We start from the raw sequence: 20,608 nt of genomic DNA, 5'->3' as shown, positions 1-20,608 counted from the left end.
AAATGCAAAAACATATACTGGGCGTGGCTTTCACGCTAGCTTTAACCCTGTCATCGGCGACGGCATTTAGCGCTGAGAAGGTCAATATAGGAACCCCGGCCTGGACCGGGGCGCAAGCTATCGCCGCGCTGTTACAGGCGGTTGTGGTCGAGCGTATTGGTGGCGAGGCGAACCTGGTACCGGGCAACAATGCCACTATCTTCCAGGGCATGGACCAGGGTAAGGGAGATATCGATGTACACCCCGATGTCTGGCTACCCAATCAGGAAAGCTTCACCAAGAAGTATGTCGATGGAAAGAAAACCGTAACCCTGAGCAAGAATGCCTATGAAGGCAACCAGGGGTTCTGTGTCTCCCAGGATTTTGCCAAGGAGAACAGTATCACCGATATCGCGGACCTCGGCCGCCCCGACGTGGCCATGAAGATGGATAGCGATGGCAATGGCAAGGGTGAAATGTGGATTGGCGCGCCGGGCTGGGCCTCGGCAAATGTAAACGAGGTCAAGGTTCGTGATTACGACTTGCTATCGTTTATCGAGCCGATACGGGCAGAAGAGAGCGTAAAGACCGCCCGGGTAAAGGACTCGATTGCGAAGCAGGAAGGCTACGCGTTCTACTGCTACAAGCCGCATGCGATCTGGTACATGTTCGACGTCACCATGCTGTCGGAACCCAAGTATGACCCGGCGAAATATGTCATGGTGCAACCGTCTGATTCTCCGGACTGGTACCAGGAGTCCAAGGTTGCGAGCAAGGATGCACTCAAGCGCGTGCAGATTGCATGGTCCAACTCGCTGAAAGACCGTTCCCCGGCCATCGTCGAATTCTTCGAGCGTTTCTCGCTGACCGCGGACGATGTCAGTGGTTTTGCCTACGAGATATCGGGCAAAGGCCGCAAGGCATCAGAGGTTGCCAGCGAATGGATCGCCAAAAACCCGGAGCGGGTAGACGCCTGGTTAGGCCTCTAGTCGCTTGACATAAAAACCTGTGCGGGGTCGGCGTCGTGTCGACCCCGGCACAGCTGTCAGCAGGTTTTTCATAGCCACCGGGGGAGAAATGGCCGTGTCAGATCAATCCAGTCAGTCAGCAGGCGAAACCGTTCTCGAAATCTCCAATGTCTGGAAGATATTCGGTGAACAGGCCGATGTCGCCTTACGCGCCATCCAGGAACAAGGGCTGGGCAAGGCAGAGGTCCTCGAGACCTATAACGCGGTGGTCGGGGTCGCGGATGTCAGCCTCGATGTCAAAAAAGGCGAAATTTTCTGCGTCATGGGGCTGTCCGGCAGCGGCAAATCCACACTGGTCCGCCATTTCAACCGCCTGCTCGAGCCGACTGCCGGCAAAATAGTAATTCACGGCACCGATGTTATGGCGCTCGGCCCCAGTGAGTTGATGGAATTCCGTAACCGTAAAATCGGCATGGTGTTTCAGAACTTCGCGCTGTTACCGCACCGCTCGGTGCTGGATAACGTCGCGATGCCGCTCGAGATTCGCAATATCAACAAGAATGAACGCATGCGCCGGGCGGCCAACATGTTGAAGACGGTCGAGCTGGATGCCTGGGGCAACAAGTACGCGCATGAATTATCCGGTGGCATGCAGCAACGGGTGGGACTGGCGCGGGCGCTTGCCGCCGACCCGGACGTACTGCTGATGGACGAACCTTTCAGCGCACTCGACCCACTGATTCGCAGGCAGTTGCAGGATGAATTCATCAAGCTGTCCGCGGTCATGAAAAGAACCACGATGTTCATTACCCACGACCTGGACGAGGCCGTGCGTATTGGTGACCGCATCGCCATCATGCGCGATGGCAGGGTGGTTCAGATCGGTACCGCCGAGGATATTGTCATGCATCCAGCCGACGATTACGTGGCCGATTTCGTCGCCGGCATCTCGCGCCTGAAGATCGTACGCGCACATGCGGTGATGCAGCCCATGGAGAAATACCTGGCGCACGCCGAGCAGCCGCCCGACGACGCGCCGCGGGTTAACGAAGATGAATCGCTGAGCCGGTTGATTCAGCTGGCCATTGACGCCGATACCCCGATTGTTGTCGTCGACGATGGGATCGAGATTGGCGTGATTACGCGACCCGATATCCTGCAAACAGTCATAGAAGGGGCGGAAACATCATGAATGAAAAAACGCTCGATGCACCTTCAGGAATGATTTCGGACGACAGTGAATACTTTGCCGCGGAGCGAGAACAGCAGGTCGAACGCTTTGTCAAAACCAGCCCCGGTTACTACCGTAACCAGTTTGCGAAAATCGGTAGCGATTCGAAGTTTGTCTGGACATCGAATACCTGGGCCGGTGTACTTGGCCCGATCTGGTTTTGTTCTCGCGGCATATGGAACTGGGGCCTGGCTTTTCTGATCCTGGAAACCATGGCAGCCGTACAAATCGTGCGCGGCCTGTTTGGCGACCTGGCATCAAAAGCCTGGGAACGTATCGCCAACATCGAGGGCACGCTCGAACTCAGGCGCCAGCAGCTGGAATCTGCTATCGAGAACAATACCGACAAGATCGATGTCTACCGACGCACGGTGGAATCGCTGGAAGACGCGATCGGCGGGATCCGGCTGGAGGCCGAGCAACTCGAGGGAACCGGGATGACGATCGCTGCCGTGGGCTTTGTCGCGCTAGTTGCAATCAAGGTCGGCCAGGCGATCATCGCCAATACCCTGCTCGAGAAGCGATTTTCCGACTGGTTGTCCGATCCGGGAATTTCATCCGGTATGACCCCGCGGCATATCGCACTTAGCTGCAGCTTCGTGGTGCTGATCATGGTGGCGACGGTGACCCACTATAGTTTTCCCGGGCTTTATCCCTGGTTGATCCAGTTTCCGACCGAGCACGGCATCCGCCTGACCAGTATCGGTTGGGTAGAAGAATTTTTCGCCTTTTGCGTGACCAACGGCGAGGTCTTTTTCGACGCCATCACCTATGGCATCCGCAGCGTGCTGGACGCGCTGGAACTGATCTTCGTGGAAACCCCCTGGATGGTGATCGCGAGCTTTATTATCCTGCTGACCTGGTTATCCGCAGGTCCTCGTGCTGCGGTTTATTCAGGTGCCTTTTTACTGTACATGGGGCTGCTGGGTTTCTGGGAAAAAGCCATGACAACCCTGGCCCTGCTCGGAACTGCTGCCTGTTTGTCGATCGTCATCGGCATTCCACTGGGCATGTATTGCGCACGCCGGGAGCGATTCTATGCTTTCATTCGCCCGATCATGGACTTCATGCAGACCATGCCGGCCTTCGTCTTCATGATTCCCGTGATCGCCTTCTTCGGCACGGGCAAACCCGCCGCGGTTGTCACCACGATGATCTTTGGCGGAACACCGGTAGTGCGTTTGACCGTGCTCGGTCTGCGCGGTGTGCCAGAGCATGTGCGCGAGGCTGCAGTCTCGTTTGGTGGCAGTAAATGGTACCTGCTCACGCGGGTTGATTTACCTCTCGCCAGCCCATCCATTCGCGCCGGGATCAACCAAACCATCATGCTGAGCCTGGCGATGGTCGTGGTTGCGTCCCTGATTGGCGCCAAGGGCCTCGGCGAGGATGTACTCGAAGCGCTTCAGTACGCCAATGTCGGCCAGGGCATTCTAGCCGGTTTTGCAATTCTGTTCTGTGCCATGATTCTCGACCGAATCGTTCAGGGTGAACGCAAGTAGGCACATTGGAATGACGCGTTTAACCGCCAGGAAATTCAGGGTCAGGCGCAGTTTATGAAAGACCTGGTGCTGGTTCATGGTTACCTCGGTGGCAGCCCCCAATGGGCTAATCAGGTGGAAGTGTTTTCGCAACATTTTAATGTAATCACTCCTGATCTTCCGGGTTTCGGTCTAAACAATGCAATGGAACCGCCGCAAACAATCGGCGGTTTCGCGACTTACGTTCTCGATGAACTCGAACGGCTCGGGGTCAGTAACTTCCACCTGTTAGGACACTCCATGGGCGGAATGGTGGTTCAGGAGATGGTAGCCCTGGCGCCCGATCGAGTAGATCACCTGGTGCTCTACGGTACCGGCCCGGTCGGCCTGATGCCCGGGCGATTTGAAACAATTGACGAATCTCGACGCAGACTGACCGAGGAAGGCGTCGAAGCAACCGGACGGCGCATTGCCGCTACCTGGTTTCTGCAAGGAGAAAATGCGGATCAGTATGGCTTCTGTGCACATCTCGCCGTAATGGCGTCACTGCAGGCGGCCCAGGCAGGTCTCGTTGCAATGGAAGCCTGGTCAGGTGTATCAGCATTATCCAAGATTGCAACGCCATCCCTGGTGCTCTGGGGTGACGGCGACCAGGTTTACCCGTGGAGCCAGCCGGAACAACTCTGGCGCGGAATTGCAGGTGCCCAGTTGGCCGTTGTTCCAGGATGCTCACACGCCGTACACCTGGAGAAACCACATCTTTTTAACGCGTTACTGGCTAATTTTCTGGGAATGGACAGCTCGCCGGATGGAGTCGATCAAGCTTAGATTTCACCAGCGCCTTCGAATTTCGCTGCGGATCAATCGACGGTAAACACCTGGCCGGTCAGGCAACCTTCAATGGCCTTGCTGTAAGCCAGGCCCACGGCCTCGTTAGACACGTGCGCGTGGCCACGAAAAAATCCGTGGTATTTTTCTCGTGACACTTCGAGCACTTCCGGGCTCAACGTGTTGATCCGAATACCACGCGGCATATCGACAGCTGCAGCAAGAACAAAATCATCCAGCGCACCATTGGCGCCGGGTGATGGCCTTGCTGAGTGAACAGATCGGGTTTTAGCAGCGGGCGCGCTGACAGTCCTCGTCAGGCGCGATTACCACCGTCCAGCACCAGCGGATAGCCGGTAATAAAGCCGGCTGAATTACTGCAGGCGAACAGCACCATGTCAGCCACTTCCTGGGCACTGCAGACCCGGTTTAACGGCACCGCTGCAGCAGATTCTCTTAGCCCGGTTTTTACACTCAGATCACGGTCGTGAAATTCTCCGCGCAGCATCGGTGTATCGACATCACCCGGACAAATCGGCACGATACGGATCCCCTCCTGCGCATAATCTAGTGCCATCGCCCGGGTCATCTGCAGCACCGCACCCTTGCTGGCGCAGTACGCGGTTAGATGGTAACTGCCGGATAGTGCCGCATCCGAGGCAATATTGATAATGATGCCCTTGCTGGATCTCAGCTGTGGTATCGAGGCCCGGCAGATATAGAACATGCCGTTGACATTGACGTCCATGGTCTGCAGCCACTGCTCGTCGGTAGTCTCTTCCGCCGTAGCATGAAAGATAACGCCGGCGCTGTTGACGACGATATCAAGGCCACCAAGAATACCGACTGCCTCGGTCACGATCAGTTCGCATTGCTGCCGACTGGTTATGTCGCCCGCAACAAACGCAAGGCTGCCAGCGGCTTTTTTGCAGCGCTTCTTGATGGCGCGAGCGCGATTCTTGTTGCGACCGGTAATGACCACCCGGGCCCCCGCCTCGACAAAGGCAACTGCGGTAGTCTCGCCGATGCCCGAGGTACCGCCGGTAATCAATACGCGTTGATTGCTGAAATCAAACTTGGCGGCGGCCGTGCTCATCCGAAACTAGGCGGTTCTCGCTCCGGTAATCGCTTTCAGCTCCAGAAATTCCATCAGCCCCCATTTGCCTTTCTCACGACCATTACCGGACTGCTTGTAACCACCAAACGGTGTATCGCTGGTACCACCGACATAGTTGATCGCGACCTGCCCCGCGCGCAATCGCCGGGCTACCATCTTGGCCCGCTCGGTTTCGGTTGAGCAAACGTAGGCTGCCAGCCCATATTCGGTATCGTTGGCAATTTCGACCGCCTCATCCTCGGTATCGTAACCAATGATGACGAGCACCGGGCCGAAAATTTCCTCGCGTGCGATGGTCATGTGGTTATCGACATTGGCGAACACGGTCGGCTTGACATAATAACCAGTCGGCAAATGATCCGGTCGCCCGGTACCGCCGGTCACCAGTGTGGCTCCCTCGTCGATACCCTGCTGGATCAGCGCCTGAATTTTATCGAACTGGGTTTGATTAACCACCGGGCCAATATGCTCACCGTGCTTCTTCGGGTCATCGACACCAATGCTTTCGGCAGCCACTTTCGCTGCCTCGATGGCGACATGCATATCAATGTTCGGCACTATCATACGAGTCGGCGCGTTACAGGACTGGCCACTGTTGTTCATCATGTAATGCACACCTTCGGTAACCGCCTTGAAAATATCCATGTCCTTCAGGATCACGTTAGCTGACTTGCCGCCGAGCTCCTGGCTTACGCGCTTGACGGAATCGGCAGCGGCTTTGGCTACCGCGATGCCACCGCGGGTTGAACCAGTGAACGACATCATGTCGATACCGGGGTGGCTCGACATTGCCTCGCCGACCACGGGACCGTAGCCATTCACCAGGTTAAATACACCCGCGGGTACGCCCGACTGATGCAGTGCCTCGGCAAAAATCATCGCATCGAGCGGCGATTCCTCGCTGGGCTTTAATATCATGGTGCAACCCGCGGCGAGGGCTGGAATCACCTTGGCGGCGACCTGGTTCATGGGCCAGTTCCAGGGCGTAATCATGCCGCAGACACCAATCGGCTCGTAACGCAGAATCATATCGTCTTCGATGGTTTCGAAGGTGAAATTCAGCAGCGCCTTGATCGCGCTTTTTATATGGCCCGCTCCGAGCTTGGCCTGCGACCCGCGGGCCAGGTCCACGGGCGCTCCCATTTCGTCGGATATTGCCTGTGCGATATCGTCAAAATAGTCTTTATAAACCACGCGGATTTTCTCCAGCAACTCGAGCCGTTGCTGGACGTTCCATTGAGAATATTCGATAAAAGCCTTGCGCGCGGCGGCCACGGCTCGATCGACATCGGCAGGACTACCGGCGCTGATTTGGGTAAAGGGTTTTTCCGTCGCAGGATTGATCACATCGATGGTTGCCGGTGTGACCGGGTCTACCCATTCGCCGTCGATATAAAACTTGAGGTGATCCATCATGAAGCGTTCCTGAGTTAAGCGATAATTTTAACGGATGTAAAATGTGCCGTGAAGCAAATTTAACTGCAAGGATTTTTTATATTGGGCTAATGTCGGCACTTTCAATAAAAATAACCATTTCAGTGAACTGCTTTGATACTTATAATCCCTGCATTCACGGGCCAGGACGGGACTGATCGGCAGTATGACCGAACATCGACTATTTCCATACTTCCTTATCCTGGCCGCCGGCATAATCTGGGGGCTCGTATTTTCACTGACGCTGATTGCGACCGCCCAGGGCGCCCACCCGCTTGGCCTCTCCGCCTGGCAGGTGGTGCTAACTGCAGCGTTCTTCCTGGTGGTTTGCCTGGTTTCGGGAATCACGCTTTTCAATTTCAAGAACATGCATTACTACGTTGTGCTGGCCATTGTTGGGATTACCGTGCCCAACCTGCTTTATTACAATGCCGCACCCCATCTTTCCGCGGGTATCCTGTCGATTACAGTTTCCACAGTGCCCCTGTTCACCTACGCCATCATGCTGGTGCTGCGTTTCGAATCAGTGGTAGCAAGACGCCTTTCGGGAATCGTGCTCGGCATGATCGCGATCTTGCTGCTGGTGATTCCAGACCAGGGACTCAGCACCGATGATGCGAGCTTCTGGATCCTGCTGGTTATCGTTTGTGCAATCCTCTATGCGGTCGAAAACGTTTACATCAGCAAAGGCATCGTCCCGGGCACCGACGTGCGCGAACTGTTATTAGGTTCGAACCTGGTGGCCGCTGCGATTCAGTTCCCGCTTGCGATCTTCCTGGGTGTCGATGAATCCTGGACCTGGCTTGCCACCGATGCCGGACTTGCAATAGCCGGTATTGCCATTGGCAGCGGGCTTGCCTACGCGATGTTCTTTTACTCGATCAAAATCTCGGGGCCTGTTTTTGCGAGCCAGTGCGCATACGCGGTGACGATTTCAGGGGTAATCTGGGGTATCATGATATTTTCCGAACAACATAGCATCTGGGTCTGGCTGTCGGTTATCGTTATGTTGCTCGGATTAATGCTGGTAAATCCCGACGATGAAACTGAGGTTGCCGATGTTAACAATTCCGTCAACGTGGAAGAGTCCTATTAACAGGAGCCTGAAGTGATCATCACATTTTACGGGGTGCGCGGCTCGACCGCGGTCCCCGGTCCAAATACCGCCAGGTATGGTGGCAATACCTCCTGCGTTCACATCGAGCTCGAAAACGGCCATGACCTGATCCTCGATGCTGGCACCGGTATTCGTTTACTGGGACAGAAGCTCGCAAAAAAAACGATGCCCGCCAATATCCTGTTATCACATGGCCACTGGGATCACGTTCAGGGCTACCCGTTTTTCGAGCCGATTTATCAGCCCGACCGGATTATCAATGTTTATATCAGCGTCGAATCCGGGCGTAAACTGCTAAGCACCCTGTTTCAACAAATGGACGGCACCCACTTTCCGGTCAGGATAGAGGACCTGCCCTCGATCCACGTTCCCAGGTTCAAGGGAATCGAGAGCGAGCTTTACGAAAGTGAGGGAATCGAGTTAATCACGCAGGCACTCAACCATCCCGGCGGCGGGGTTGCTTACAAGATTACCGAAAACGGCGTAACCTGTGCCTATGTCACGGACAATGAGCTCGACCCACCTTATGCACCGAGCACCAACTACGACCAGTGGGTCGATTACCTGCACGGGGTCGATGTTTTGATCCATGATGCGCAATATACCGAGAACGATATGCCGCACAAGCACGGTTGGGGGCATTCGTTGATTTCACAGGTGCGCCAACTGGCTACCGACGCCGAGGTCGGCGCACTTGTCATGTTTCATCATGATCCTGATCGTAGCGATTCAGACCTCGATGAAATTCAGATCGAAAACGAAAAGTACCTCAAGTCTCACCGGGCACCCGCCCGCAGCATTTGCGCCGCCGAAGGAATGCGCATCCATTTAAACAAGCCGGTGCTTGGTGGTGAGACCCGGATCGAAATCGACTGACCGTAAAAAACCGAATACCGAACATGAACGACCGGAACCTGCTGAAGAGGCGCAAGGCAACCCTCGGCCCCACCTATCAAAATTTCTACGACGAACCCCTGCACCTCGTGCGCGGTGCGGGTACTTCCCTGTGGGATGCCGACGGCAGGCAATACGTCGATTGCTATAACAATGTCGTCTCGGTCGGTCACTGCCACCCGCGAGTGGTTGAAGCACTTTGCAAACAGGCTGCCACGTTAAATACCCATACGCGTTACCTGCATGCGGGTATTGTCGAACTCGGCGAGATGCTGGTCGAAAGGCTACCCGCCGAGATCGACACCTGCATATTTACCTGCACCGGGAGTGAGTCCAATGATCTGGCGGTGCAAATCGCGCGCCACGTCACTGGCAATCAGGGTGTTGTGGTTACCGAGGCATCCTACCACGGTGTCTCGGAACTGACGCGCAGGCTCTCGACTGACAGTTATCTACCACAGGACAGACCGGACTGGCTTGCCGTGATCGAGCCACCCAACCTGTACCGCGGTCCATACCGACGCGAGGATGCGCAGGCAGGAGAAAAATACCTTGAACAGGCACGGCAGGAACTCGACAAGCTGGAACAGCGGGGCCACAAACCGGCCGCGGTCATGATCGACCTGGTCTGGGATTCCAACGGTCCGCTGGTGGCACCGGATGATTACGTGCTCGGGCTTTGCCAGGAAGTGCGAAAACGCGGTGGCCTGGTCATTGCCGACGAGGTTCAATCCGGATATTGCCGCAGCGGCCGGGACTGGTGGACCTGCAATGTCTATGGATTCAAACCCGATTTCCTGACCTGTGGCAAACCCATGGGTGCTGGTCATCCACTGTCGTTGATGTCGACCCGGCGCGAAATCATCGATGACTACTCGCAGCAATACCATTACTTCAATACCTTCGGTGGCAACCCGGTTTCAGCCGCGGTGGGAAAGGCTGTGATCGAGGTCATCGAAGAGGAAGGCTTGTTGCAAAATGCCGCGAGCACCGGTGCTTACCTCGAGGCCGGTTTGCGTGAACTTGCCAACAACCATAGCCGTATCGGGGATGTCCAGGGGCGCGGTCTCTTCTGGGGACTCGACATGGTTACCGACCCTGAAACCAGGGCGCCGATGCCTGCAGGGCAGATGCGTCACCTCGGTAGCCTGATCGTCGAGCAGGGGGTGATTACCGGCACCTCGGGTCGTTTCGGCCAGGTTCTGAAGTTGCGCCCGCCGTTGCCTTTTTCACGGGCCGATGCCGACATCACGCTGAAGGCGATCGATGTCGCCCTGAAAAAATTCGCACCATGACAAAACCGGCAACCAGCCACCCGAAATTCTCTCCCAGGGGTCTCCAGCGCATCGAGGAACTCATGGAAACCTATATCGCTGACGGCAAATCGGCCGGTATGTTGACGCTGGTCAGTCGCGGCGGCGAAATCGTACAAATTTCCGGCCGCGGTTATGCCGATATCGAAAGCGCTACCCCGATTCGCGAGAATACAATCTTCCGAATTTACTCCATGACCAAACCGATCACCAGTGTGGCCTTGATGACACTGTTTGAGCGGGGCGATCTTGGGCTCGACGATGCCGCGAAACGCTGGATCCCCGCACTCGGCAAACTCGAAGTTTATGGGCAGGGCAAGCTCGATTCGGATATTACGATTCGTCAACTATTGACTCATACAGCAGGTTTCAGTTACGGCTTCGAACCGGAAACGTCCCCGGTCGACAAGCTTTATGCCGAAGTCTGGCGCCAGCGCATCCAGGATCAGACGCTGCAACAGGTTATGCAAAAGGTGCTCGAATTTCCGCTCGTTGCCCAACCGGGTACGCTGTGGCATTACAGTATCGCGACCGACGTCTGCGCCTACCTCGTCGAACTGATCAGCGATATGCCGTTTGCCGATTACCTGCAATCCACTATTTTTGATCCGCTGCAAATGGTTGATACCGCGTTCGAGGTGAGCGCCGACCAGATCGATCGCCTTGCTACCCTGTATGGCTACCACGAAGATAATCCCCTGGCACAGCTCGAAACCAACGATCGGTCTCCTTTTATCTCGTCAATTTCAGGCATTCCCGTACGACTGCACTCCGGTGGCGCCGGCCTGGTATCGACGGCGAACGACTACTGGCGCTTTGCGCAGATGATGTTGAATCGCGGGAAAATGGACGGGCAGCGTATCCTAGCGGCAGAGACGGTGGCCATGATGACCAGGAACCAGCTCCCCGAGAACCTGCTGCCGCTCAGCTTCAACGGCGTCGCACCCGGGCCTTTTCGGGGTTATGGTTTCGGCCTCGGCTACGCCATCAACATGGACCCGTCGGCCACAGCCGCGTCGGGTTCGCGTGGTGATTTTGGCTGGGGAGGTCTGGCAGACACTTACTGCTGGGTGGATCCGGAGCAGGCGTTGGTTGCAATCCTGATGCAACAATACATGCCGTCGCTGCATCACGCCGGCAGAAAGGATTTTCGTGATGCGGTCTACCAGGCTTTAACCTGATTAAAAGAGGAGCAAAAATTACCTCGACGCCCAGGCATAATAATTAACGCGGGCCGCGGTCCCCTGCTACAATATCCGCTGTTTCGTTTCCATCTAAGGTCGATACAAAATAGACTCCTGATAATTAATGCAACCGAATAAATCAGGTAATCCAATAAAGAGAACTTTTAAAACGGTTTTGAGTTTGACCGTTATATCGGCCCTGATCATTGGCATACTTTTATTTATGCCTGATGTCAATGAGTCCTCTACTGGCATGACTGAGCCCCCTGCTATTCTGCGTATCGGTGTTTTACCGAACCAAAATCCAGAAATGCTTAAAAAGCGGTTTGAGCCGGTACTAGATTATCTTTCAAATTATTTACAGCTACGCTGCGAATTGATTGTGCCAAAATCCTACGAGGAAATGCTGAAACTTTTTCATGAGCAAAAAATCGATCTCGCATATTTTGGCGGCTACAGTTTCATCAAAGCCCGGCAAAATGATCATGCAGTACCGCTGGTAATGCGCCTGGTTGACACTCGCTTTACCAGCCTGTTCATAGTAAATACAGAAAGCCCGGCGCAGACACTGGAAAGCCTAGAGGGCAAAGGAATTGCCTTCGGTTCACGCCTGTCGACATCCGGTCACCTGATGCCGCGATACTTTCTGCAACAGAAAAACATTCATCCGGAATCGTTTTTCAGCTCGGTTCAATACTCGGGCTCACACGACAAAACTGCCTATTGGGTGCGAGACGGCATAGTTGATGTCGGTGTTGTTAATGCAACAACGATTCGTTCCCTGATGGATAGTAAACTGATCAGGTCCAATGAAATCCGGATCTTGTGGGAAACGCCGCCATACGCAAACTATGTCTGGGCTACGCATCGAAAATTTATCGATAGCTTCAATTTGAGAGTTCGCAACGCATTTTTGCAACTATCGCCTGACAATGCAGATCACGCTATCGTTCTACAACACTTAAACGCGATAGGATACATACCGGCGGATCCGGAATATTTTGACTCGCTGTCAACAATTGCCAGGAACAGTGAAGCTTTGTTAGATACAGACAAGCCAAACTAGGGGCCTCCAGTGCCGACAAAATTATTATCCATAAAACGGCTGACCCAGTTTATGGGGATCACACTATTTATTCTGGCCAGCGCGATTGCCACGGTTTTATGGCAGGAAAGAAGCCAACTCGAGATATCTGATGAGATCGCGATTCACCAGCTCATCATTGTAAATAGCGTAAAAATGAAGGAAGAGCTGGCTAATATGCAACTTTACCTGGCACAACTAATGTTAACGGGCACGAAATCAGGAATACATTCCCAGGATTTATACGGAGGCCGATTTAACCCGGCAATTTCACTGCACAGACTTCAAATCCATCTCGGGAATGTTATCGAACTGCAAAATAAACTCGGCTCGGCTGATCCGCTTTCAATAAAGCTGGGATCTCAGCTCGACCGACTGTTTTTACCTCAACCGGAAAGTAATCCGGTTAATAGCGACGCTTTCGCTCACGCACGATTAATGCTTCAAGGTCTGATGTTGAGCGTGGAGCAATTCGAGAGATCCCATGATCTTAAGTACAAGGAACAGGTTAAACGACTGGATTTAGTTAGCCGTCGCGACAATTGGAGTCTGGTGGCCTTTCTGATCACACTTGCATTGCTGAGTTATTTTTTAATTCGGTGGGCTCTGAACTCGATCAATCGTTCACTTACCGAGCTGCATTCATCTGAGCAGCAATTGCTGCATAGCCAACAACAACTGAACAACCTGCTAAAGGCACTCCCCGATTCGGTACTGCGCCTGAACTCTGATGGGAAGATCCTGGGGGCCATCGGCAGTCACACAATACTGGAAATTGCAGACGATAATATTGTTGGCAAATTCCTGAACGAGTTATCGATCCCTATTGAGGTGCAACGGGGACTAATACAAGCAGTTAAAATTGGGCTAACGACTGCCGGGACCTACATCTATGCAATAGAATTACCCCAATCCAATCAGGTATACGAAGCGCGCATTGTCAAATACCGCGATGACGAAGTGCTCTGCATCGTTCGCAATATCACTTCCGAGGAAGCGATCCGCAAAGAACAGGAAATCTTAACTACTGAACTCGAAGTCAAGAATGCTGAACTCGAGCGATTTGTATATACGGCTTCGCACGATCTGAAAACGCCGCTGGTAACGATTAACGGATTCATCGGCCTGTTACAAAAAGCGATAGCCGCCAATGACTCCAAGCAAATAAACAACGATCTGAATCAGATCACCCTGGCGGCTAATCGCATGGGAGAGCTCCTCGATGGATTACTTGAATTAAGCCGGATAGGCCGTATCGTCAATCCTCCCGAGACTGGTTCACTTACCGACCTGGTAAAACAGGCCGTTGAAACTGTTCAGAAAAAGCTGGATAACCGGGGTGTCGAACTCGATATAGACACCGATATGCCGCGATTTTGGGGAGATCGTTTACGCCTGTTAGAAGTCTTTCAGAATCTGATTGAAAACTCGATAAAATTCATGGGTGATCAACCGGTACCCCGCATCAGGATAAGCGCGGTCCAAAATGATAGCGATGTTATCTGCAGGGTTGAGGACAACGGAATCGGTATCGATCCAAAGTACCATGACCGCATCTTTAATTTGTTTGAACGTCTTAATCCGGAAATCGACGGGACCGGTATCGGTATGTCGCTGGTGCAACGAATAATCGAAGCTCATGGAGGGAGTATCGTCGTGGAGTCTGCCGGTGACCAGCAGGGTTGCTCGATCATGTTTACACTGCCGGTGAAACCCGATTTAGATATACCGGGAGACGCGCAGTCAAAAATCCCCGACGCACGATATGCTGCAAGTGAATTTCAAAGCGCGTCGCGCAGGTAGTTTTCGTCCAGCGCGCGCATGATATCGTGCCGACTTATCTGGCCGACCAGTTGCCCGTCACGCAATACCGGAAAACGACGATAACTCGAGTGCAGGAATTTATCGGCGGCATCGTAGATGGTAGTTTCGACGTCGATATGTTCCACTTCGCGGCTCATGTACTGCTCGACCTTACCGCCCCAGTCCTGGTGATAAGCGGCCTGGTAAACAATCGCCAGGCAATCCTTTTGCGACAAAATTCCTACCATCTGCCCGCCCTGATCAAGCACCGGCGCACCCGATAAATGCTTATCCAGCAAAACACGCATGGCATGAATAATATCATCGTCGGGCGCAAAGCTGACAAGTTCGGTGGCCATGTATTTTTCGATACCGGTACTCATGATCTGGCCCTGCGTATCACGCACTCGCTGCAGTTACCGCAACTACCACAAAGTGGTTTCTGCCTGAGCAAGAGACCGATTCCCAGTCCGACCACTGCCAGTATAAATAGAGGGATCGCTATTAATATAGTCGCCATAACGTGACTCTCCCTTGGTGGTTAACTGCCAAAATCATCATAATGAATATTCTCCATTGAAACCCCGAGCTCATCGAGCATCGCAAGTACCGATTGCACCATCATCGGCGGTCCACAAAGGTAATACTCGCAGCTTTCAGGTGCCGGGTGTTGCGCCAGGTAATTGTCATAGGCAACCTGGTGAATGAAACCGGTAAAGCCGTCCCAGGCATCGCTTTGCTCCGCTTCGGACAATGCCGGATGCCATTCAAAATTGTCGTGTTCATGCTGCAGTTTGTCGAACACGTCTTCATAATACAGCTCCCGGCGAGAACGCGCACCGTACCAGTAAGTTATCTTGCGCTGTGAATCGTGGGTCTCGAGCAAATCGAGAATCTGTGCCCGCAACGGCGCCATGCCGGCACCGCCACCGATGAATACCAGCTCCCGGTCCGAGGGTTCAACCGCGAAGTGCCCATACGGACCTCGAATCGATACCGGGTCACCCGGCTTCAATGAAAACAGCCAGCTCGAAACCACTCCGGGTGGTATCCCTGGGTGCCCCGGGGGCGGCAAAGCAATGCGTATGTTGAGGATAATGAGTCCCTTTTCAGCAGGATGGTTGGCCATCGAGTAGGCACGTGTTACCTCGGTATCGCTGCCGGCAGTAAGCTTCCAAAGGTTAAACCGATCCCAGACATCGTGAAACTCGGGTTCGATCTCGAATTCGCTGAAGGCGACCTGGTAGGCGGGGCTGGTAAGCTCGACAAAACCCCCGGCGCGAAACTCCATCGGTTCGCCTGCGGGCAATTTCATCACGATCTCCCGGATCAGGGTACTGACATTGCGCGTTTGCAGGACCTCGCAGTGCCAGGTTTTGACATCAAAATATGCGTCGTCAACTTCGATTGACATCGGACCCAGTACTGCCACCTGGCAGGCAAGGCGGGTACCCTTGCGCGCCTCGCGCTGGCTCAGGTGCGCGAGTTCCTGTGGTCCTGCCTCGCCACCACCGCTGACGACCCGGGCCTTGCACAATCCACAGGTGCCGGCGCCGGCGCAGGCGCTGGGCAGGTGAATGCCGGCTTGCTGGCAAACCCCGAGCAACCGTTGTCCGATCTGGGCGCTGACTTTCTTTTGCGCATTGATCTCGATTTGACACTCGCCGTGCGGTACCAGTACGCGCCGCGCCGCCAGCACAAACAGCGTCAACAGTAAGACGATGCCGGTAAAGAATAATACTCCGAGTGTCGCTTCCAGCATCAGCCCATCCCTGCAAACGCCATGAAACCGAGTGACATGATGCCGGCGACGATAAAATTTATCCCGAGTCCCTGCAGGCCTTCGGGGATATCGGCATATTTGAGCCGCTCTCGAATCGCGGCAAATATCACGATCGCAAGCGCCCAGCCCAACCCCGTCCCGAAGCCGAAGACCACGCTTTCGGCAAACCCGTAGCTGCGCTCGACCATGAACAGACTGCCGCCAAGAATCGCGCAATTGACCGTGATCAATGGCAGGAAAATGCCCATCGCCCGGTGCAGCTTTGGTACGTGAAACTCGAGCGTCATTTCAAGTACCTGCACCATCGCCGCGATAACACCGATAAACGCAATCAGGCGTAAAAACGAAAGATCGACATCGCCGAGCCCGGCCCAGTCCAGTGCCCCGGGCGCCAGCAGAAAGTTATAAATCAGGTTGTTGACCGGTACTGTTACAGTTTGCACGACCATCATTGCCAGCCCCACGCCAAAAGCGGTATCGACGCGTTTGGAGACTGCCAGAAAGGTGCACATGCCGAGGAAAAATGACAGTGCCAGGTTGTCGAGAAAAACCGATCGCAGAAACAGTTCGAAAAAGGCGTTCATTTCGACTCCTGTTCTCGTGCGCGCAGTGTAAACTCGGGTTTCTCTACTTGCTGCGGCCGCTTGCGGCGAATGAACCAGATAATGCCGCCGATGATGAAAAATGCACTCGGCGGCAACAGCATCAGGTGCAGTGGTTCGAACGCACCCCCCTGGCTGGTCGGGATCAGAATCTGGATATTCAGCAGGCTACCCTTGCCAAAGAACTCGCGGATGGCGCCGACGATCACCAGGATCAGTGAATAACCCAGCCCGTTACCGATTCCGTCAAGCGTGCTGGCGACGAAGCCATTGTGCATCGCGAAACTCTCGGCTCGACCGAGAACGATACAGTTGGTAATGATCAAACCAACAAACACGGACAAGCGTTTACTCAGTTCAAAAGCGTAGGCCTGAAGTACCTGGTCGACCACGATAACGAGAGTCGCGATGATCGTGATTTGTACGATAATTCTCACAGAATGCGGTATATGACCGCGAATCAGGCTCACCGAGCCACTACCAAGGGCGAGCACGCAAACCACCACCAGGCTCATCAGCAACGCGGTATCGAGCGAGGTTGTTACCGCCAGTGCCGAGCAGATTCCGAGAATCTGCAGGGTTAACGGATTGTCATCAATCAGTGGACGCGTCAGGATTCTCCAGTTGTTATCCTGCATCAGAGTCGTTCCTCGCGAATACGCTGTAAAAAGGTCGCAAATCCAAACTCGCCGAGCCAGAAACGTAGCATGCCGTCGACACCCTGGGTGGTTCGTGTCGCGCCCGAAATACCATCGACCTGGTATTCGGCGTCGTCACTGTAGGCACCACCCGCCTGGGACCGGACCCCGATGCGCAGTACACCGGCATCGTCGAAAGCACGTAAATCACGCCACTGCGCCTCCCATTCCGGCTCCTCTATACGGGCCCCCACGCCCGGCGTTTCTCCATGCTGGTAAAACTTGAGCGCGCGCACGGTTTGCGTGTCGCCATCGAGCACTAGCCAGGCGCGCAATGTCGACTGGTAGCCACGTCCTGACACCGGCAGAATAACCAGGTCTATCTGTTCACTGGCGTCCCGCACCAGGTAAACGGGTGCGTGCAGCGCGCGTCGCTTGAGACCGGCAAGATCGAGATCAGCGGGAATCGTCGCACTGGTAGCAGGCTTCGCGGCCGCTCTCTCGGCGTCAAAGGTGGCAACGTCAATGCTATCGTCGAACTCGCCACTCTCAAGGTCGACGATACGGGCCTCGAGGTTATCGATCGTCAGTACACGTCCAATATCCGACAGTGCGCCCAGCACCAGTTCGAGCTGGGCGATGCGTTCGGCCTCGATGTTTGCCTTGTAAATCGGTCGCAGACTGACCGCGACCACGGAAACCAGCAGACCGCAGATAAACGCGACCGTGATTGCCATGGCGAGCGCCCGGGTAGTGCTGTCTTTTAGCGCAACTTCAGACATGGCGGCGTGCCCTGCCACGAATATTCCAGGCTAATACGGCGTGATCGATCAGTGGTGCGACGATCGACGCAAGCAGCAGGGCCGGGATAACGGCATCGGGGTGCGTGGTGTTAGCCACTCGAATCAGCACCACCAGCGCAGCGATCAGAAATCCCTGGATCCACCTGCCGGGATTGGTACAGGCCGATGCGACCGGATCACAGGCAATAAAAACCGCACCAAAGGCAAAGCTTCCGAGCAGCAAGTGCCAGTAGGCCGGCATTGCGCTGGCGCCGGTATCTGCTCCGAGGATATTGAATATCGTAGCAAACACGAACAATCCGATAATCTGCGCGGCAAGCAGGCGCCACGAGATCAGGCGCTCTATCAGCAACAGCACAGCACCGAGAGCGACCGCGAGGACCGAAGTGGTTCCCATGGTCCCCGGAGTCCTGCCAATAAATGCAGTCCATAAATTGATATCGGCAGCGCTCAATGCCGCATCACCACCGCGGTGAAACAGCGCGATCGCATCACTTCCCGCGTACCCGGCCAATCCGCTCCATAACGGATGCTGATCCGCGACACCCGGAAAACTGACCTGTACGATAGCGACGCCAAGCAGGGCCGGGCTCAGAAAGGTTTTGCCTTCACCTCCGAAAATCCCCCTGCCCAGCAGCATCGCAAATGACATACCGAATACAACGTGAACCCAGGCGGCAGCACCTGGCATTAGCAAAGTGAACAAAAGGGCGACCAGAACGAATCCCGGTTCGATCGAAGCTTGCCGCCGCTCGGTGATAATTCGCTCCCAGAAACCACCCACCAGTAAAGCCACCAGCAAGACTGGTACGAAGTGTGCGAAACCGGCCGCAAACATATCGTACAAACCGAGGCGTTCGTGGTTGGCACCGAGGCCAAGCGCAATCTGACTGCGAAAGTCATCGGTGACAAGTGCGGGATTCCGCGCAATTGCCGCCAGGTACTGATAGCCGGTATTTACCAGGGCCGCAATGACGACCGGGAGCAGTGCCAGCAGCTGCAGCTGGAGCATACGCTTGCGTCCGTTTCCTGAATTCGAGAACAATATTTCCATCAACGGACACTCTCGAGTTGGTCGAGCACATCGCGCAACAACATCGCATAGTCGCTGCTGGAGACGCAGGCACGACTGAGTGGCATCACGTCTTCTTCCACCAGTTCCAGTGCACCGAGTTCCCGCGCTCGCTCGGCATCCCCCAACTGTAATGCACGCATCAGCGGCACGGGGTAAATACCGGGCAGTATTAAACTTTCCAGCGTCTCGTTCGGAATCAATGCACCGGGGCTCGATGCTTTGGTGCCCGCCGCCTCGCCGGTTGTCGAGTCGAACACGGTAATCTGTCGTTGTCGTGCACTGAGAAAAGCGGAGCCTGGAGCCGATTCGCGCCCGTAAATCGTTGACCCCATGAGAGTTCGTGGCGCGACTTCACTGATTTCGTTTACCAGTAATTCACTGATCTTCGAGCCTGGATAAACTGCCAGGTCACGTGGATTTCTGACCGCGTTGCCACCGAGGGATATGACTCGCTGCAACCAGGGCTCGCCGTGAAGTAGCAAGTGCCCGAGCGAAATGACATCCTGGTAACCGATATGCCAGACTTCGCCACCACCAAATCCAATCGGGCAGAGCGCGTTTATATGTACACCGGGTAAGCCCGCAGCGTATCCTCCCGCAAAACTGACGCTCCGAATCTTGCTCGAGTTTTCGAAGCCGAGCACGTGATTCGGTGCATGGCAAACGTATAGCGGTGCATCGCTTAAGTCTGCAAGCACATTTACCGCACTATTAAACTCTTGCTGATAGGTTTCGATAATTGAGCGCGGTTCCGGTGCGAGGGGCTCAGCGTCAAGTGCGGTTACAAAAACTGCGGCGGGTTCGGCGTCAGGATCAGGAATATTACCGAATGGGCGCGTGCGCAGCATACTCCAGGCACCTGATTCAAGCATGAAATTGCGAAGCGATACGCCGTCATTGCCGGCAGGAGGTTGCTGGCTCGCGACAGCCATGGAATCGTCCACGTCGATTTGCAGGCTAATCAACTTGCGGCGCTTGCCCCGCTCGATGCTGGCGACTCTGCCGGATAGCGGCGCAGTAAACTTTATCTGGGGCCGTCGCACGTCGCGCATCACTGCGGCGCCGACTTTCACCTCGTCACCTACCTCGCACAGCATTTCGAAATTGACACCACGGTAATCAGAGCCGAGTAAAGCGGCACGCGTTACATACTTGGTCTCAAGCCCGGATAACACCGACACAGAACTCCCTTTGGCGCGACTATATGGGAGCAAATTCTAGCCATCAGGCAATGGTTTTTACTGACCTAGATCAGCTAGCGAAAGGGTTTTATTACT

The 20,608-nt window shown here is 54.6% G+C and carries 20 protein-coding genes; 10 read left to right on the top strand and 10 right to left on the bottom strand.

Annotated elements, in window-relative coordinates:
• The first annotated feature begins 2 nt into the window (after positions 1-2).
• The 4 genes from OES20_09840 to OES20_09825 all read left to right on the top strand — a co-directional run bounded on the left by OES20_09840 (position 3) and on the right by OES20_09825 (position 4,484).
• On the top strand, positions 3-968 hold the full coding sequence (locus tag OES20_09840) for a glycine/betaine ABC transporter substrate-binding protein (protein ID MDH3634994.1): 966 nt from the start codon (positions 3-5) through the stop codon (positions 966-968).
• A gap of 94 nt (positions 969-1,062) precedes the next feature.
• Positions 1,063-2,139, top strand: a complete 1,077-nt coding sequence (locus OES20_09835; GenBank protein MDH3634993.1) for a betaine/proline/choline family ABC transporter ATP-binding protein — start codon at positions 1,063-1,065, stop codon at positions 2,137-2,139.
• Positions 2,136-3,677 carry an ABC transporter permease subunit gene (locus OES20_09830; protein MDH3634992.1) on the top strand — a complete coding sequence of 514 codons (1,542 nt, stop codon included), beginning with the start codon at positions 2,136-2,138 and terminating at the stop codon, positions 3,675-3,677. The genes OES20_09835 and OES20_09830 overlap by 4 nt, the downstream gene beginning before the upstream one ends.
• A gap of 54 nt (positions 3,678-3,731) precedes the next feature.
• Positions 3,732-4,484 (top strand): alpha/beta hydrolase, encoded by a 753-nt coding sequence (locus OES20_09825; GenBank protein MDH3634991.1) that lies wholly within the window; start codon positions 3,732-3,734, stop codon positions 4,482-4,484.
• 32 nt (positions 4,485-4,516) lie between these two features.
• On the opposite strand, the gene OES20_09820 is transcribed toward OES20_09825, so the two are convergent.
• From OES20_09820 to OES20_09810, 3 genes are all read right to left on the bottom strand, one after another.
• Entirely contained in the window at positions 4,517-4,690 is a 174-nt protein-coding gene (locus OES20_09820; GenBank protein MDH3634990.1) for a hypothetical protein, read from the bottom strand.
• Between the two features lie 110 nt (positions 4,691-4,800).
• Positions 4,801-5,580 (bottom strand): SDR family oxidoreductase, encoded by a 780-nt coding sequence (locus tag OES20_09815; GenBank protein ID MDH3634989.1) that lies wholly within the window; start codon positions 5,578-5,580, stop codon positions 4,801-4,803.
• Between the two features lie 6 nt (positions 5,581-5,586).
• Positions 5,587-7,017: an aldehyde dehydrogenase family protein gene (locus OES20_09810; protein MDH3634988.1), complete on the bottom strand. Its 1,431-nt coding sequence runs from the start codon at positions 7,015-7,017 to the stop codon at positions 5,587-5,589.
• 184 nt (positions 7,018-7,201) lie between these two features.
• Here OES20_09810 and OES20_09805 point away from each other — a divergent pair, with 184 nt between their 5' ends.
• The 6 genes from OES20_09805 (at position 7,202) to OES20_09780 (ending at position 14,430) form a co-directional block, all read left to right on the top strand.
• Complete coding sequence (locus tag OES20_09805) at positions 7,202-8,131, top strand: DMT family transporter (GenBank protein MDH3634987.1); 930 nt, start codon at positions 7,202-7,204, stop codon at positions 8,129-8,131.
• Between the two features lie 12 nt (positions 8,132-8,143).
• Positions 8,144-9,028: an MBL fold metallo-hydrolase gene (locus tag OES20_09800; GenBank protein MDH3634986.1), complete on the top strand. Its 885-nt coding sequence runs from the start codon at positions 8,144-8,146 to the stop codon at positions 9,026-9,028.
• 23 nt (positions 9,029-9,051) lie between these two features.
• A complete protein-coding gene (locus OES20_09795; GenBank protein ID MDH3634985.1) occupies positions 9,052-10,341 on the top strand; it encodes an aspartate aminotransferase family protein in 1,290 nt (429 codons plus the stop codon).
• Positions 10,338-11,540, top strand: a complete 1,203-nt coding sequence (locus OES20_09790; protein MDH3634984.1) for a beta-lactamase family protein — start codon at positions 10,338-10,340, stop codon at positions 11,538-11,540. Before OES20_09795 ends, OES20_09790 begins: the two co-directional genes overlap by 4 nt.
• A 127-nt stretch (positions 11,541-11,667) precedes the next feature.
• A complete protein-coding gene (gene phnD / locus OES20_09785; protein MDH3634983.1) occupies positions 11,668-12,609 on the top strand; it encodes a phosphate/phosphite/phosphonate ABC transporter substrate-binding protein in 942 nt (313 codons plus the stop codon).
• A 51-nt stretch (positions 12,610-12,660) separates the two neighbouring features.
• Positions 12,661-14,430, top strand: a complete 1,770-nt coding sequence (locus OES20_09780) for an ATP-binding protein (GenBank protein MDH3634982.1) — start codon at positions 12,661-12,663, stop codon at positions 14,428-14,430.
• On the opposite strand, the gene OES20_09775 is transcribed toward OES20_09780, so the two are convergent.
• The 7 genes from OES20_09775 to OES20_09745 form a co-directional block, all read right to left on the bottom strand.
• Entirely contained in the window at positions 14,409-14,837 is a 429-nt protein-coding gene (locus OES20_09775; GenBank protein ID MDH3634981.1) for a CBS domain-containing protein, read from the bottom strand. The genes OES20_09780 and OES20_09775 overlap by 22 nt on opposite strands.
• A 134-nt stretch (positions 14,838-14,971) precedes the next feature.
• The gene (gene nqrF / locus OES20_09770) at positions 14,972-16,189 is read right to left on the bottom strand and encodes an NADH:ubiquinone reductase (Na(+)-transporting) subunit F (protein MDH3634980.1); all 1,218 of its coding nucleotides are present in this window, start codon (positions 16,187-16,189) and stop codon (positions 14,972-14,974) included.
• 2 nt (positions 16,190-16,191) lie between these two features.
• Positions 16,192-16,797, bottom strand: a complete 606-nt coding sequence (nqrE, locus tag OES20_09765) for an NADH:ubiquinone reductase (Na(+)-transporting) subunit E (protein ID MDH3634979.1) — start codon at positions 16,795-16,797, stop codon at positions 16,192-16,194.
• Positions 16,794-17,453 carry an NADH:ubiquinone reductase (Na(+)-transporting) subunit D gene (locus OES20_09760; GenBank protein ID MDH3634978.1) on the bottom strand — a complete coding sequence of 220 codons (660 nt, stop codon included), beginning with the start codon at positions 17,451-17,453 and terminating at the stop codon, positions 16,794-16,796. Before OES20_09760 ends, nqrE begins: the two co-directional genes overlap by 4 nt.
• Positions 17,453-18,235: an NADH:ubiquinone reductase (Na(+)-transporting) subunit C gene (gene nqrC, locus OES20_09755; GenBank protein MDH3634977.1), complete on the bottom strand. Its 783-nt coding sequence runs from the start codon at positions 18,233-18,235 to the stop codon at positions 17,453-17,455. Before nqrC ends, OES20_09760 begins: the two co-directional genes overlap by 1 nt.
• Positions 18,228-19,310: an RnfABCDGE type electron transport complex subunit D gene (locus OES20_09750; protein MDH3634976.1), complete on the bottom strand. Its 1,083-nt coding sequence runs from the start codon at positions 19,308-19,310 to the stop codon at positions 18,228-18,230. Before OES20_09750 ends, nqrC begins: the two co-directional genes overlap by 8 nt.
• The gene (locus OES20_09745; GenBank protein ID MDH3634975.1) at positions 19,310-20,512 is read right to left on the bottom strand and encodes a hypothetical protein; all 1,203 of its coding nucleotides are present in this window, start codon (positions 20,510-20,512) and stop codon (positions 19,310-19,312) included. The genes OES20_09750 and OES20_09745 overlap by 1 nt, the downstream gene beginning before the upstream one ends.
• Positions 20,513-20,608 lie beyond the last annotated feature (96 nt).

This window comes from Gammaproteobacteria bacterium (assembly GCA_029862005.1).
Classification (GTDB): Bacteria; Pseudomonadota; Gammaproteobacteria.
Note: the sequence above shows the minus strand (reverse complement) of the source record. Positions and strands in the feature narration are given on the sequence as shown.

Bases quoted from the DNA above. Each gene is read 5' to 3' on its own strand.
- OES20_09780 (MDH3634982.1), top strand. From the start codon at position 12,661: ATGGGGATCACACTATTTATTCTGGCCAGCGCGATTGCCACGGTTTTA.
- OES20_09790 (MDH3634984.1), top strand. From the start codon at position 10,338: ATGACAAAACCGGCAACCAGCCACCCGAAATTCTCTCCCAGGGGTCTC.
- OES20_09840 (MDH3634994.1), top strand. From the start codon at position 3: ATGCAAAAACATATACTGGGCGTGGCTTTCACGCTAGCTTTAACCCTG.
- OES20_09820 (MDH3634990.1), bottom strand. From the start codon at position 4,690: ATGCCGCGTGGTATTCGGATCAACACGTTGAGCCCGGAAGTGCTCGAA.
- OES20_09750 (MDH3634976.1), bottom strand. From the start codon at position 19,310: ATGGAAATATTGTTCTCGAATTCAGGAAACGGACGCAAGCGTATGCTC.
- OES20_09805 (MDH3634987.1), top strand. From the start codon at position 7,202: ATGACCGAACATCGACTATTTCCATACTTCCTTATCCTGGCCGCCGGC.
- OES20_09830 (MDH3634992.1), top strand. From the start codon at position 2,136: ATGAATGAAAAAACGCTCGATGCACCTTCAGGAATGATTTCGGACGAC.
- OES20_09810 (MDH3634988.1), bottom strand. From the start codon at position 7,017: ATGATGGATCACCTCAAGTTTTATATCGACGGCGAATGGGTAGACCCG.
- nqrE (MDH3634979.1), bottom strand. From the start codon at position 16,797: ATGAACGCCTTTTTCGAACTGTTTCTGCGATCGGTTTTTCTCGACAAC.
- nqrC (MDH3634977.1), bottom strand. From the start codon at position 18,235: ATGTCTGAAGTTGCGCTAAAAGACAGCACTACCCGGGCGCTCGCCATG.
- OES20_09825 (MDH3634991.1), top strand. From the start codon at position 3,732: ATGAAAGACCTGGTGCTGGTTCATGGTTACCTCGGTGGCAGCCCCCAA.
- OES20_09795 (MDH3634985.1), top strand. From the start codon at position 9,052: ATGAACGACCGGAACCTGCTGAAGAGGCGCAAGGCAACCCTCGGCCCC.
- OES20_09760 (MDH3634978.1), bottom strand. From the start codon at position 17,453: ATGCAGGATAACAACTGGAGAATCCTGACGCGTCCACTGATTGATGAC.
- phnD (MDH3634983.1), top strand. From the start codon at position 11,668: ATGCAACCGAATAAATCAGGTAATCCAATAAAGAGAACTTTTAAAACG.
- OES20_09815 (MDH3634989.1), bottom strand. From the start codon at position 5,580: ATGAGCACGGCCGCCGCCAAGTTTGATTTCAGCAATCAACGCGTATTG.